13 protein-coding genes are annotated in these 12747 nt (G+C 69.5%); 9 read left to right on the top strand and 4 right to left on the bottom strand.

The window, feature by feature from the left end; translation table 11 throughout:
- Positions 1-6: 6 nt before the first annotated feature.
- A complete protein-coding gene (locus AMYHA_RS18260) occupies positions 7-786 on the bottom strand; it encodes an amino acid ABC transporter ATP-binding protein (RefSeq protein ID WP_034272916.1) in 780 nt (259 codons plus the stop codon).
- A 141-nt stretch (positions 787-927) separates the two neighbouring features.
- Between AMYHA_RS18260 and miaB the strand changes: the two genes are divergently transcribed.
- Both miaB and AMYHA_RS18250 read left to right on the top strand, forming a co-directional pair.
- Entirely contained in the window at positions 928-2424 is a 1497-nt protein-coding gene (gene miaB, locus AMYHA_RS18255) for a tRNA (N6-isopentenyl adenosine(37)-C2)-methylthiotransferase MiaB (protein WP_034272913.1), read from the top strand.
- Positions 2425-2444: 20 nt separating this feature from the next.
- Complete coding sequence (locus AMYHA_RS18250) at positions 2445-2963, top strand: Rv2732c family membrane protein (protein WP_407919912.1); 519 nt, start codon at positions 2445-2447, stop codon at positions 2961-2963.
- A 47-nt stretch (positions 2964-3010) separates the two neighbouring features.
- Here AMYHA_RS18250 and AMYHA_RS18245 read toward each other — a convergent pair whose 3' ends face one another.
- Both AMYHA_RS18245 and AMYHA_RS18240 read right to left on the bottom strand, forming a co-directional pair.
- Positions 3011-3523 (bottom strand): PaaI family thioesterase, encoded by a 513-nt coding sequence (locus tag AMYHA_RS18245; protein ID WP_231104802.1) that lies wholly within the window; start codon positions 3521-3523, stop codon positions 3011-3013.
- On the bottom strand, positions 3520-4848 hold the full coding sequence (locus tag AMYHA_RS18240; RefSeq protein ID WP_034272910.1) for a DUF349 domain-containing protein: 1329 nt from the start codon (positions 4846-4848) through the stop codon (positions 3520-3522). The genes AMYHA_RS18245 and AMYHA_RS18240 overlap by 4 nt, the downstream gene beginning before the upstream one ends.
- 217 nt (positions 4849-5065) lie before the next feature.
- On the opposite strand from AMYHA_RS18240, the gene AMYHA_RS18235 reads away from it, so the two are divergent.
- The 5 genes from AMYHA_RS18235 to AMYHA_RS18215 all read left to right on the top strand — a co-directional run bounded on the left by AMYHA_RS18235 (position 5066) and on the right by AMYHA_RS18215 (position 10266).
- Positions 5066-5761, top strand: a complete 696-nt coding sequence (locus AMYHA_RS18235) for a class III extradiol dioxygenase subunit B-like domain-containing protein (RefSeq protein ID WP_034272907.1) — start codon at positions 5066-5068, stop codon at positions 5759-5761.
- The gene (miaA, locus tag AMYHA_RS18230) at positions 5758-6693 is read left to right on the top strand and encodes a tRNA (adenosine(37)-N6)-dimethylallyltransferase MiaA (protein WP_169732954.1); all 936 of its coding nucleotides are present in this window, start codon (positions 5758-5760) and stop codon (positions 6691-6693) included. Before AMYHA_RS18235 ends, miaA begins: the two co-directional genes overlap by 4 nt.
- 89 nt (positions 6694-6782) lie before the next feature.
- Positions 6783-7622: a diaminopimelate epimerase gene (gene dapF / locus AMYHA_RS18225; RefSeq protein WP_231104800.1), complete on the top strand. Its 840-nt coding sequence runs from the start codon at positions 6783-6785 to the stop codon at positions 7620-7622.
- A 90-nt stretch (positions 7623-7712) separates the two neighbouring features.
- Positions 7713-9170 (top strand): GTPase HflX, encoded by a 1458-nt coding sequence (hflX, locus tag AMYHA_RS18220; protein WP_034272903.1) that lies wholly within the window; start codon positions 7713-7715, stop codon positions 9168-9170.
- On the top strand, positions 9154-10266 hold the full coding sequence (locus AMYHA_RS18215; RefSeq protein WP_231104798.1) for an esterase-like activity of phytase family protein: 1113 nt from the start codon (positions 9154-9156) through the stop codon (positions 10264-10266). Before hflX ends, AMYHA_RS18215 begins: the two co-directional genes overlap by 17 nt.
- Positions 10267-10288: 22 nt before the next feature.
- On the opposite strand, the gene lexA is transcribed toward AMYHA_RS18215, so the two are convergent.
- Positions 10289-10978 carry a transcriptional repressor LexA gene (lexA, locus tag AMYHA_RS18210; RefSeq protein WP_034277812.1) on the bottom strand — a complete coding sequence of 230 codons (690 nt, stop codon included), beginning with the start codon at positions 10976-10978 and terminating at the stop codon, positions 10289-10291.
- 360 nt (positions 10979-11338) lie between these two features.
- On the opposite strand from lexA, the gene AMYHA_RS27990 reads away from it, so the two are divergent.
- Both AMYHA_RS27990 and nrdR read left to right on the top strand, forming a co-directional pair.
- Positions 11339-11884 carry a LysM peptidoglycan-binding domain-containing protein gene (locus AMYHA_RS27990; protein ID WP_157362233.1) on the top strand — a complete coding sequence of 182 codons (546 nt, stop codon included), beginning with the start codon at positions 11339-11341 and terminating at the stop codon, positions 11882-11884.
- Positions 11885-12199: 315 nt separating this feature from the next.
- Positions 12200-12688, top strand: coding sequence for a transcriptional regulator NrdR (gene nrdR, locus AMYHA_RS18200; RefSeq protein WP_034272900.1), 489 nt, complete (start codon positions 12200-12202; stop codon positions 12686-12688).
- Positions 12689-12747 lie beyond the last annotated feature (59 nt).

Raw genomic sequence — 12747 nt, 5'->3', positions numbered from 1 at the left:
CTTACTTCAGTGCTTGATTATCTTGCCGAGGAAGTCCTTGGCCCGTTCTGACTTCGGATTGGTGAAGAACTCGTCGGGCGTGGACTCCTCGACGATGCGGCCGTCGGCCATGAATGCCACTCGGTGCGCGGCGGTACGAGCGAACCCCATCTCGTGGCTGACGACGACCATGGTCATGCCTTCCTTGGCGAGGTCGACCATGGCGTCGAGGACCTCCTTGATCATCTCGGGGTCCAATGCCGAGGTTGGCTCGTCGAAGAGCATGACCTTGGGTCGCATCGCCAACGCTCGCGCGATGGCTACCCGCTGTTGCTGCCCCCCGGACAGCTGAGCGGGATACTTGTCGGCTTGGTCGGCTACGCCGACCCGCTCGAGCAGTCGCTCGGCATGCTCGCGCGCCTCGGCCTCCTTGACCTTGCGCACCTTGACCGGACCGAGGGTGACGTTTTGCAGCACGGTCTTGTGCGCGAACAGATTGAACTGCTGGAAGACCATGCCCACGTCGGCGCGCAACTTGGCCAATTCCTTGCCCTCAGCGGGCAACGGTTGACCGTCGAGCCGGATCACCCCTTTCTCGATCGGCTCAAGCCGGTTGATGGCCCGGCATAAGGTCGACTTGCCTGACCCCGATGGGCCGATCACCACCACGACCTCGCCTCGGTCGATCGACATGTTGATGTCTTTGAGCACGTGCAGGTCGCCGAACCACTTGTTGACGTCGTCGAGTTCGACGAGGGGACCCGAGCCGCTGTCTGCCGACTCGGGTACCGGAGCCGGAACCGTCATGGCAGAGAACCTAGCGGTAACGCTGGCTCCTAGCCATCCCACGGCCGTACGTGTCGTGATCGATATCGACCCGAGATCCGCGGAGCTACAGTCGGAGCAGCCAGCGGTCGTCGCCGGTGCGCGACGTCCTACCCTGGAGGGGTGGCACGCACTTACCAGATCCGCACGTTCGGCTGCCAGATGAACGTGCACGACACCGAACGTCTCGCTGGGCAACTCGAAGGCGCTGGCTATGTTCCCGCCGAGGGCCGTACGCCGGACGAGGCCGACGTGGTCGTGTTCAACACGTGCGCGGTCAGGGAGAACGCCGACAACAAGCTGTACGGCAACCTGGGCCACCTCGCGCGGGTGAAGAAGGCGCGCCCCGACATGCAGATCGCGGTCGGTGGGTGTCTCGCGCAGAAGGATCGTGGCGAGATTGTCAAGCGCGCGCCGTGGGTCGACGTCGTGTTCGGTACCCACAACATCGGTTCGCTGCCGACGCTGCTGGAACGCGCGCGGCACAACCGCGAGGCCGAGGTCGAGATCCTGGAGTCGCTGGAGACGTTCCCGTCGACGCTGCCCGCGCGGCGCGACTCGGCCTACTCCGGCTGGGTGTCGATCTCGGTGGGCTGCAACAACACCTGCACCTTCTGCATCGTGCCCTCGCTGCGCGGCAAGGAGCGCGACCGCAGGCCCGGCGACGTGCTCGCCGAGGTGGAGGCGCTGGTCGCGGAGGGCGTGCTCGAGGTGACGCTGCTCGGGCAGAACGTCAACTCCTACGGTGTCGAGTTCGGCGACCGCTACGCCTTCGGCAAACTGCTCCGCGCCTGCGGCGAGATCGACGGCCTCGAGCGGGTCCGGTTCACCTCGCCGCACCCCGCGGCGTTCACCGACGACGTGATCGACGCGATGGCTGAGACGCCGAACGTGTGCCCGCAGCTGCACATGCCGCTGCAATCTGGCTCCGACAGGGTGCTCAAGGCGATGCGGCGCTCCTACCGCAGCAGCAGGTTCCTGTCGATCATCGACAAGGTGCGCGAGCGGATGCCGGACGCCGCGATCACCACCGACATCATCGTGGGTTTCCCCGGCGAGACCGAGGAGGACTTCCAGGGCACCCTCGACGTCGTACGGCAGGCGCGGTTCTCCGGCGCGTTCACTTTCCAGTACTCCAAGCGGCCGGGCACGCCCGCCGCCGATTTGCCGGATCAGCTACCCAAGCACGTCGTGCAGGAGCGCTACGACCGGCTGGTCGCGCTGCAGGACGAGATCGCATGGGAGGAAAGCAAGCGCCTGGTCGGGCAGCGGGTGGAGCTGCTGGTCGCCACCGGTGAGGGGCGCAAGGACGCCGAGACGCACCGGATGAGCGGGCGTGCCCGCGATGGCAGGCTCGTGCACTTCATGCCGAATGGCGATGCCGTGGACGGTGAGGTGCGGCCGGGCGACATCGTGGAAACCACCATCACCTACGGCGCGCCGCACCACCTGGTCGCTGACGCCGAGGTGCTGTCCCACCGCCGCACAACGGCGGGCGACAACGCGGAGGCGGGACGGCGTCCCCGCACCGACGGCATCGAGCAGGTCGGGCTCGGCATGCCTGCCGTCGGGGCGCGGCCCCAGCCGGAACCGGCCACCGGCGGGTGCTCGGTGTGCTGAACGAGGGAGGCGAGCGCGCCGTGGTGAGCGATCCGGACGGCCACTCAGGTGATCACGACCGATTCGACGAGGAGCGTGAAGTGGCCGAGTTGCGCCAAGAGATCGACGAGGTCGAGCGCGCGGTAGCTCGCAGGATCGACCCCGGCAGACGTGGCTTCGTCATCGCGGTGCTCGTGTTCGCCGTCATTATCGTCCAGTTGCTGCCGTGGGTGGGCGACGACGCTGGCTGGGAAGTGCTGCTCTACAGCGAGATCGGCATCCCGAAGCTGTTCGCGGCGACCGCGGCGGGATTCGGTGTGGCGCTCTCCGCGCTGACGCTGGTCGCTCGCCGCTGGTGGCTGGCGTGGGTGTGCGCTGTCGGCTGCAGTATCGCCTCGGTGGACGGCCTGCTCGCGATCTGGTCGCAGCAGTCATCCGGCGCGTCAGGGCTTGCCGGGGCAGGTCCGGGGATCGGCATGAGCCTCGCGCTGGTGCTGATGATCCTGCTCGCGGCGAACTGGCTGCGCACCGCGTGGTCCCGGCCGGACATGGTGGAGTAGCGCCTGGCTCTGCGCTAGTCGGCGGGTGAGCCCCGGGTCGGCGGGTGTCAGCGGCCGTGCTGGCGGATCTGGTACGTCCCGGTGGTGGCCGCGACGACGGTGCCATCGGCGTCGAGGATGTCCGTCTCCAGCGTGAATTCGGCCTTGCCCTCGGCGTCACAGATCGCCTGTAGCTCGGTGATCCGCTCCTCGGGTAGCGACACCGACGCGGTGACCGCCGTGCGGGCGGGCCGCAGGAACCGGATGGCGAGATCCTTGACGACGGGATAGCACGAGGCGAGGTCGAAGCTGCTGAAGTGCAGCGCCCCGCCGAGCACCTCGGCCGCGGTGAACAAGCACCCCGCGTAGAGCATGCCGATGTGGTTGCCGTTGCCTTCCAGCGGCAGTTCGGTGCGGGCATAGCCACGCCGTAGCTCCACCGCGCGCACGCCCATCCGGCCCGCCGCGGGGATGTGCGTGGTCAGCAGCTCGTTGAACGCCGCAAGCTCGGGCTCGCTGACGGGCGTGCCGGTCGCTTCGGTGCTGGTCGCGTCGCTAGTCGTCTCGCCAGCGTCGCTCACCGCTCCGCCACGGCCCTCTCGGCGGCCTGCAACCACTCTCGCCACTGCGCGGCCTGCTCCTCGGCTTGCTTGGCGCGACGCGCATCGCCCGCGGCGCGTGCCTTGGCGGCCTGCTCCTCGAACTGCTCGACCCGTTCCCGGAACTGCGCGGCACGGGCTAGCGCTTCCGGGTCGGTGCGCCGCCACTTGCTGTCCTCGGCGGACCTGATCCGGTCCTGGATGGCTTTGAGCCTGCCGTCGAGCTCGCGGATCCGCTCCCGGGGGACCTTGCCAATCTCGTCCCAGCGGTCCTGGATCTTGCGCAGCTGCGCCTTGGCGGCCTCCAGGTTGGCCGACGGGTCGATCTTGTCCGCCTCGGCCAGCAGCTCCTCCTTGCGCCGGGCGTTCTCGGTGAACTCGGCGTCCCGCTCGGAGAACGCCGCCGACCTGCGTGAGAAGAAGGTGTCCTGCGCGGCGCGGAACCGCTGCCACAGCGCCTCGTCGGTGTCGCGCGGTGCTCTGCCTGCCGCCTTCCACTCACTCATCAGCTGCTTGTAGCGGTTCGCCGTCGGGCCCCAGTCCGTCGAGTCGACAAGGGACTCTGCCTCGGCGATCAGCTCCTCCTTGCGGGCCTTCGCCTGGGCGCGTTGTTTGTCCAGCTCAGCGAAGTGCGAGCCACGCCGCCGGTTGAAGTTCTCCCTTGCCTTGGAGAACCGCTTCCACAGTTCGTCGTCGGTCTTGCGGTCGATCCCCTTGATGGTCTTCCACTCGTCGAGGATCTCCTTGAGCCGGTCGCCGGCCACCTTCCACTGCGTCGAGTTCTCCGAGATGGCCTCCGCCTCAGCCGCCAGTTCCTCCTTGCGCTTGATCGCGGCGGCACGGGTTGCCTCGCGCTCCTGCTTGGCCTCGCCGACGGCCTTCTCGGCGTGCTCGATCACGTGGTCCAGCCGAGCGCGCAGCGCGTCGATGTCACCGACGACCGGCGCTTCATCGAGGCCTTCCCTGATGTGCGCCGCCGTCTGCAGTGCCTGCTTCGGATTGCCACGCCCGGTGCTCAGGCGCGATTCGAGCAGCTCGACCTCGGTGCGGATGTCGTCGAACTTGCGGGCGTAGTGCAGCAGCCCTGCCTCGGCCGATCCCGCCTGCCAGATACCGACCGTGCGTTCCCCGCTGGAGGTCGTGACGTACACGGTGCCGTCGTCATCGATGCGGCCCCAGCGGGACGGGGCGGCTTCGGCGTTGGGCACCGGTGGCGCCGCATGGGCGATGCTCACGTGGCCTTGCAACACCTCTGTCGGCGCTGGCGCGTGCGTGGTGGTCTCCTCGGTCGCCTTGTGGTCAGCCATCACGGCTCCTTTGTCGGCTGTGTGCCCCGGCCTGGCATCGCCGGTGGCGCCCCGCGGGTGGCGGGGCCGGACAGTGCTTACACCTGGTGTCTACCCTTCACTAGGTGCTCGCCGCATTCAAGCAGGTCAGCATCGAGTTCGGTACTCCAGTGCCGCGATTGCCCGACTCCGGGCCGTCGCTGTGGCGCCCCGACGACGCCGCGTACGCTCGATCGGCGTGATCACCCGCGTGGCCATCGTGCCGTACCCGCCACTGCTGGTACCCCAGCTTGCGCCGGGCGATGACCGGCAGATCGTCGAGCTCCGGTCCGCCGTGATCGCCGCCGTGCGCTGGCTGCGGCACAGCGCGAGCAACTGGCGCGCCGTCGCGGCCGACGCCAGCGGGCCCGGCACGTACGCCGCGCGACGGGGCGGTTTCGCCGGGTACGGGGCCGCCGTCGACATCACCCTGTCGAAGGATGCCGAGGTGTCCACCGCGCTGCCGCTGCCGGTACTGCTCGCGGGCTGGTTGCGGGAGCAGGTCGGCGCCGATGCTGTCACGGTCGACGTGTTGGATCCAACGACGTCGCAGTCCGACTGCGAGCGCACCGGGGGCACGCTCGCCACCAGCGACGACACCGCGCTACTCGTGCTGGCCGACGGCTCGAACCGGCACGGTGCGAAGTCACCCGGCGGCAATGACGACCGGGCGCCCGAGTTCGACGCCAGCATCGCGGACGCGCTGCGTGGCGCGGACGCTGACGGGCTCGCGCGCATCGACCCCGGGCTGTGCGCGAAGCTCGGTGCGGCGGGCAGGGTTGCCTGGCAAGTAGCGGGTGGTCTCGCGCGGACCCGCGAGTGGCACGCAACGCTGCACTACTCGTCGGCGCCGTTCGGGGTGGGCTACCACGTCGCGACCTGGGAGGCTCGATGAGCGGCCCCCGCGAGCCAGCCGAACGTCCCCTGCGGCCCGTCGCCGTCGTCGGCCCCACCGCGACCGGCAAGTCCGACCTCGCGATCGAGCTAGCGCTCGCGCTCGGCGGCGAGGTGATCAACGCAGACGCGATGCAGCTCTACCGGGGGATGGACATCGGCACCGCGAAGGTGCCGCCCGAGGAGCGCCGCGGCGTGGACCACCACCTGCTCGATGTCCTCGATGTCACCGAGACCGCGTCGGTCGCCGCGTACCAGCGCGACGCGCGCGCGTGCGTCGAACGGCTGCTCGCCGATGGCACGGTTCCGGTGATCTGCGGTGGCTCCGGACTGTACGTGCAGGCCATCGTCGACGACCTGCGTTTTCCCGGCACCGATCCCGATGTGCGGGCGCGGCTGACGCGCGAGGCCGAGGAGATGGGGTCCGAGGCGATGCACGCGCGACTCGCCGAGCAGGACCCAGACGCCGCCACCGCGATCCTGCCAAGCAACACTCGCCGCATCGTGCGGGCGCTGGAGGTCATCACCATCACCGGACGGCCGTTCTCCGCGACCATGCCGGAACGCGGTACGCCCCGGTACGACACCGTGCTCGTCGGGCTGGACCGCGACGTGGCGGAGCTGGACCAGCGGGTCGACGTCCGGGTGGAGCGGATGTTCGAGGCGGGGCTCATCGATGAGGTGCGCGCGCTGATCGACCAGGGCCTGCGAGAAGGCACCACGGCGCCCCGCGCGCTCGGCTACCAGCAGGTGCTCGCCGCATTGGACGGTGAAGGGGACTTCGCGGCCGCCGCCGCAAACACCGCGCGGGCCACCCGCCGGTTCGTGCGCAGGCAGCGCTCCTGGTTCCGCCGTGACAAGCGGGTCACGTGGTTCGATGCCGCCGAGCCCGGTGTGCTGACCGGTGTCATCGACCACGTCCGCCGCCAGTAGCGACCGAACCGACCGAGGAAGCCGAACGGGCAGGTCAGCGAGGGTATGCCCGTCGGCCTGCCTTCGGGCTCCTCGGTATGGTGAACGGCGTGGGCATCACCTTCCTGAAAGGGCACGGCACGCAGAACGACTTCGTGCTGCTGCCCGACCCCGACGCGACCCTGGACCTGACCGAGGAGCGCGTGCGGGCGCTGTGCGACCGGCAGCGTGGCATCGGCGCGGACGGGGTGCTGCGCATCGTGCGCACGTCGGCGCTGCCCGCCGACGTCCGTGGTGCGGTGGGCTCGGCGAGCGGGTGGTTCATGGACTACCGCAACGCCGACGGGTCGATCGCGGAGATGTGCGGCAACGGAGTGCGGGTGTTCGCGCGGTACCTGGTCGACGCGGGACTGGTCGACGCGAGCGAGTTCGTCGTCGGCAGCAGGGCGGGGGACCGGCCGGTCGTGGTGAACGCCGACCGCAGCGTCACGATAGATATGGGCAAGGCCGCCGTGACCGGGACGTCGGCGGCGACGCTGGCCGGCACGCGCTACGCGGGCATCGCGGTCAATGTCGGCAACCCGCACTTGGTCACCACGCTCGACACCGACGTCGCGGAGCTGGACCTGACGCGGCAGCCGGACGTCGACCCCGCCGATTTCCCGCACGGCGTCAACGTGGAGTTCCTCAACCGGCTCGGCGACGACGTCCTGCGGATGCGGGTGTTCGAACGCGGCGTGGGCGAGACGCGCTCCTGTGGCACCGGCACGGTCGCCGCGGCCGCGGCCGACCTGTACGCCGACGGGGAGGACACCGGCACCCGGATCGTGCGGATCCCCGGCGGGGAAGTCACCGTGCGTGTCCAACCCAGCGGGGCAACGCTCACCGGCCCCGCCGTCATCCTGGCCGAAGGAGTGCTTAACGACGACTGGTGGAGTGACCCTGCGTGACGATCGCTGGTCCGATCGCGGCGCTCGCGGTGTGTCGACGGACGAAATCACTCGCCGCTATGGCCGTCATCGTGGGACGATGAGGGCACGATGACGGAAATCGCACAGAGCAGTGATGCCTACACCGACAACTCGCGCGACGGGATGACCGACCTGTCCGCCGGAGAGTGGGAACGCGAGGGGCGCGCAGCCCTCCGGCGAGTCGCGGGACTTTCCACTGAGCTCTCCGATGTCACTGAGGTCGAATATCGAAAGCTCCGCCTCGAACGCGTCGTGCTCGTTGGGGTGTGGACCGAGGGCACCGCGGCACAGTCGGAGGCATCGCTCGCCGAGCTGGGCAGGCTGGCGGAAACCGCTGGTTCCGAGGTGCTCAACGGTGTGGTCCAGCGCCGCAACCGGCCCGATCCCGCCACATACATCGGCTCGGGCAAGGTGCGCGAACTCGCGGGCATCGTGCGCACGACCGGGGCCGACACCGTGATCGCCGATGGTGAGCTCTCGCCCGGCCAGCTGCGGCAGCTGGAGAACAAGCTCTCGGTGAAGGTGATCGACCGGACCGCGTTGATCCTGGACATCTTCGCTCAGCACGCCCGCTCCCGCGAAGGCAAGGCGCAGGTCGAGCTGGCGCAGCTGCAGTACTTGATTCCCCGGCTGCGCGGTTGGGGTGAGTCGCTGTCCCGGCAGGCCGGTGGTCGTGCCGGTGGCGCCGGCGGCGGTGTCGGTCTGCGTGGTCCCGGTGAGACGAAGCTCGAGACCGACCGGCGGCGGATCAGCAAGCGCGTCGCCAAGCTGCGCAGGGAAATCGCATCGATGGACACCATCCGCGAGACCAAGCGCAGCCGCAGGCTCGCCAACGCGGTGCCCAGCGTCGCGATCGTCGGCTACACGAACGCGGGCAAGTCGAGCTTGCTCAACGCGCTCACCGGCGCCGGAGTGTTGGTGGAGGACTCGCTGTTCGCCACCCTGGACCCGACGACGCGCCGGGCGACGACGCCCGATGGCAGGGCGTTCACGCTTACCGACACCGTCGGGTTCGTGCGGCACCTGCCACACCAGCTGGTGGACGCCTTCCGTTCGACGTTGGAGGAGACGGCGCACGCCGACCTGCTGCTCCACGTCGTTGACGGTTCGGATCCCGCTCCAGAGGACCAGGTCAACGCCGTGCGGGAAGTGCTCGGCGATGTCGCGGATCACCAGGGCGAGTCGCTGCCGCCGGAACTGCTCGTGATCAACAAGGCGGACGCGGCGGACGAGCTGGCGCTCGCGCGGCTGCGCACGCTGCTGCCGGGCGCGCTGGTCGTCTCGGCCGTCACCGGTGAGGGCATCGACGCGCTGGTCGAGGAGCTGGCGCACCGAGTGCCCCGGCCGGCCGCGCGGATCGACGCGCTGGTGCCCTACACGCGGGGCGAGCTGGTGTCGCGGGTGCACGCCGAGGGCGAAGTACTGACCGAAGACCACATCGAAGGCGGTACCCGGCTGACCGCGCGGGTGCATCCCGAGCTGGCCGCCGCGCTGAGTGAGTTCGCCGCCAATGGGTCGGTCGCGTAAGCCACGCGCGTTCCGAGCGGCCGTCCCCGCGATGGTCGCGGCCTGCACGGCGATTGCGCTGGTGGTGTTGCCTGGCCTGACGGTTGGCGGTGGTTCGGCCCGCACCGCGCAGGCCGCCGCGGCGTCGGCAAGCGCGGCGCCGAAGGCATTGTGCACCGTGCGCGACGAGCGGCTCACCGAGTTGTCCGGCCTCGCCGCTGATGCATCGCAGTGGTACGCCATCGCCGACGGTGGCAGCTCCCTCAAGGTCTACGTGCTGGACCGCTCCTGCACGGTGCGGAACGTCATCACCGGCGCGATCGACCCGTACGACGTCGAAGACCTCGCGCTGGCGAACGACGGAACACTCTGGCTGGCCGACACCGGCGACAACAGCGCGGAACGCGACACGGTCGCGGTGCACACGCTGCGCCCCGACGGCACCGCGCGGCTACACCGGCTGACCTACCCCGACGGCAAACACGACGCCGAGGCGCTGCTGCTCGGGCCGTCCGGCGTGCCACACATCGTGACCAAGAACGTACTGGGCACCGCGAAGGTGTACCGGCCAGACGCGCGGCTGCGCAGCCCTGGCCCGACGCCGCTGGTCAAGGTCGCCGAGGTGGACATTCCCAGCAGTGACACGCCGGGCGGTCCGGTCGGCGGCGCGAGTTCAGCACTGGTTACCGGCGGTGCGGTCAACGCGGACGGCAGTGTGATCGCACTGCGCACCTACACCGATGCCTACCTGTTCCCCGCGCCCAACGGTCACCTCGTCGAGGCGCTGGAGCGGGACCCGGTTCGGATTCCGTTGCCGAACGAGCCGCAGGGCGAGGCGATCGCGTTCACGCCGGATGGCACGCTGCTGTCCGCAGGGGAGGGCGGTGGCCTACCGATCCGTGCGGTACCCGGCGCCGTGGCGAAGGCACATGCGGCCGCAGCTCGCTCGGAGGCCGGGAACGGCGAGCCGGGTCCCGGCCAGCCGGCGGCCGCGGGGGCGGACGAACGCCGCGCGGCGGACGAAGCCGGGCTGGCGCCCGTCCCCGGCTTCATCGTCGCCGCGAGCGTGGTTGGCTTGGTGTACGCGGGCTGGAGCTGGTACCGCAGGCGGGTCTGACTGGTCAGTGCCTCACCAGCGCTCAGAGCCGCCGTAGCACCGCGACGACCTTGCCGAGCACCGTCGCCTCGTCGCCGGGGATCGGGTCGTACGCCTCGTTCTGCGGCAGTAACCAGGTGTGTCCGTCGGCCTGTTTGAAGGTCTTGACGGTCGCTTCCCCCTCGATCATCGCGGCCACGATGTCGCCATTGTCGGCGGTGGGCTGCTGGCGCACCACCACCCAGTCGCCGTCGGCGATCGCCGCGTCGATCATCGAGTCGCCGGTCACGCTGAGCAGGAACAGCTCGCCCTCCCCGACGAGGTCCTTCGGCAGCGGGAAGACGTCCTCGATGGCCTGCTCCGCGAGCACCGGCCCGCCTGCGGCGATGCGCCCGACCAGCGGCACGTACGCCGGAGTCGGCCGCGACTCCTGCTCGGCCTCGTCCGGGCCGCGCAGCGTCGCGGGGTCGACTTCGGCGGGAATGACGCCGACCGCGCGCGGCCGGTTCGGGTCTCGCCGGAGGTAGCCCTTGCGCTGCAATGCGAGCAGCTGATGCTGCACCGAGGACGTCGACGCGAGCCCAACGGCGTCCCCGATCTCGCGCACGCTCGGGGGGTAGCCCAGCCTGCTCACCCAGGACCGGATGACCTCGAGAATCTGGCCCTGGCGGACGGTCAGGTCCTCAAGATCACCCTTGTCGGGGAAGTTGTGGACGTTGTCGTCGGCGGGCAGGTCGGGCGTCTTCGTGCCGCCCGCGCGCTTCGTGCCCGCCTTGCCCCCTGAGGTGGACTTCTTCGTGTCGGCCACGGCCTTGTTTCCTCCCAGTCGTTTCGCACTGCTTGCCGTTGACCGTAGCGCGACACGCCCATGACTTCAAACAATTGTTCGAGCGACACGCCGGGTAATTGCCGCCGGTACGGCCGCTGATGTGGCGGCTCCAGTGGCCACGATTCGCGTTCGCGGCCTGGGCGCGCCCTCGATTTTGTCGGTGCCGCATGGTACACCTTCGCTCAGGCGTTCGATAGAACGGCTGTTCGAGGTTGGTGGATGAATCGCGGCCTCGAGGTGGGCACGTGATGAAGGAGGACCAGGATGCCGGTTCTGATCGGAAGCCGTGCGGCCGGGTACGGCCCACGTGCCGGTAGCGGGGCGAGAAGGGCCGGCACAGCGGCGGCGAGCGCGGCGCGGAATGCGGCCCCGGGCCGGGTCGTTGCCAGGCCGGTGGCCGGGCCAGTGGTCGTGCCGAGGCGTCGCGAGCGGGTGCCGGGGCGGCTGCGGCCGGGTGGCGGCGCGCGGGTGCGACCCACCGCGACGCGGCCTCCGGTCTCGGCGTGTATGGTTCGGCGGCCCGCCGTTGGATGGCGCTGGGCGGTGGCCGTCGCTGCGGCGGTCTGCGCGGTGACACTCGGGTTTGGCGCGGTAGTCGGCGAGCTCGCGAGCGGGGTCGCTCCCGAGGTGCCGGAGTCGACGACCGTGGTGTCCGTCGCGCCGGGGGAGTCGTTGTGGCGGCTGGCCGAGCGGTACGCGCCCGGCGTCGAGCCGAGTGCGGTCGTGGCGCGCATCGAGGAGTTGAACGGCGTGTCGGCGGGCGAGGTGACCGCGGGCGCGGTGCTCAGCGTGCCGATTGTGCGGGAGTGAGTCAGGCTGTCGGTGACTGTCATGGCCGGGCGTGTCCTGCGTGTCGCGCGGCCGGAGTCGTGAAGCCGATCACGGCTGCCGGTTTCACCCCCTCGGGTCGTTGCGGATCATGCGGAGGCGATCTAGGGTCGACCCCAACATGTAGTAGTTACATGGGTGTAGTTGTTCCACAAGTTGGGTTAGAATCAACGTAGGTTGTCCATAGCGCGGCAGCGGTGGTCCATGGGAAAGCCACGGGATCGACCGCCAGTGCCGTGCGCTCGAGTGGTAGCCCGGTGGTAGGGGTCGTCGTGCTCGGGAAAGGTGGCGAAACACATGCGGTGTCCGTTTTGCCGGAATGCGGATTCGCGTGTCGTCGACTCCCGGGAAGTCGATGACGGGCAGGCGATCCGGCGGCGCAGGTCCTGTTCGGGCTGTGGGCGCCGCTTCACGACATCGGAGACGATGGTGCTCGCCGTCGTGAAGCGCTCCGGTGTCACCGAGCAGTTCAGCAGGGAGAAGGTCGTCACGGGCGTCCGGCGCGCATGCCAGGGGCGGCCGGTCAACGACGATGACTTGCAGCAGCTCGCGCACCGCGTCGAGGAGTCGATCCGATCGGCCGGGCTGGCCGAGATCCCGAGTCATGAGGTCGGGCTGGCGATTCTTGGTCCGTTGCGGGAGCTGGATGGAGTCGCCTACCTGCGGTTCGCGAGCGTCTACCGGGCGTTCACGTCGATCGAGGACTTCGAGAAGGAGATAGCCGATCTGCGGGCGGCTATGACGGCCGGGGACGAGGACCCAATGGCGGACAGCGGCACGGAATGACCACGACAGGACGTAGCGAACGGCGTGTGGGTGTCACGCACGCCGCAGTGAGGGAGAAG

Origin of the sequence: Haloechinothrix halophila YIM 93223, from assembly GCF_000504245.1 — a bacterium.
In the GTDB taxonomy this organism is placed as follows: Bacteria; Actinomycetota; Actinomycetes; order Mycobacteriales; family Pseudonocardiaceae; genus Haloechinothrix_A; species Haloechinothrix_A halophila.
This window is presented reverse-complemented; position numbering and strand designations above follow the sequence as displayed.

What these genes read in the sequence shown, in the direction of transcription:
- AMYHA_RS18260 (WP_034272916.1), bottom strand. Translation starts at nt 786, where the DNA reads ATGACGGTTCCGGCTCCGGTACCCGAGTCGGCAGACAGCGGCTCGGGT.
- hflX (WP_034272903.1), top strand. Translation starts at nt 7,713, where the DNA reads ATGACGGAAATCGCACAGAGCAGTGATGCCTACACCGACAACTCGCGC.
- AMYHA_RS27990 (WP_157362233.1), top strand. Translation starts at nt 11,339, where the DNA reads ATGCCGGTTCTGATCGGAAGCCGTGCGGCCGGGTACGGCCCACGTGCC.
- miaA (WP_169732954.1), top strand. Translation starts at nt 5,758, where the DNA reads ATGAGCGGCCCCCGCGAGCCAGCCGAACGTCCCCTGCGGCCCGTCGCC.
- AMYHA_RS18215 (WP_231104798.1), top strand. Translation starts at nt 9,154, where the DNA reads ATGGGTCGGTCGCGTAAGCCACGCGCGTTCCGAGCGGCCGTCCCCGCG.
- AMYHA_RS18240 (WP_034272910.1), bottom strand. Translation starts at nt 4,848, where the DNA reads ATGGCTGACCACAAGGCGACCGAGGAGACCACCACGCACGCGCCAGCG.
- nrdR (WP_034272900.1), top strand. Translation starts at nt 12,200, where the DNA reads ATGCGGTGTCCGTTTTGCCGGAATGCGGATTCGCGTGTCGTCGACTCC.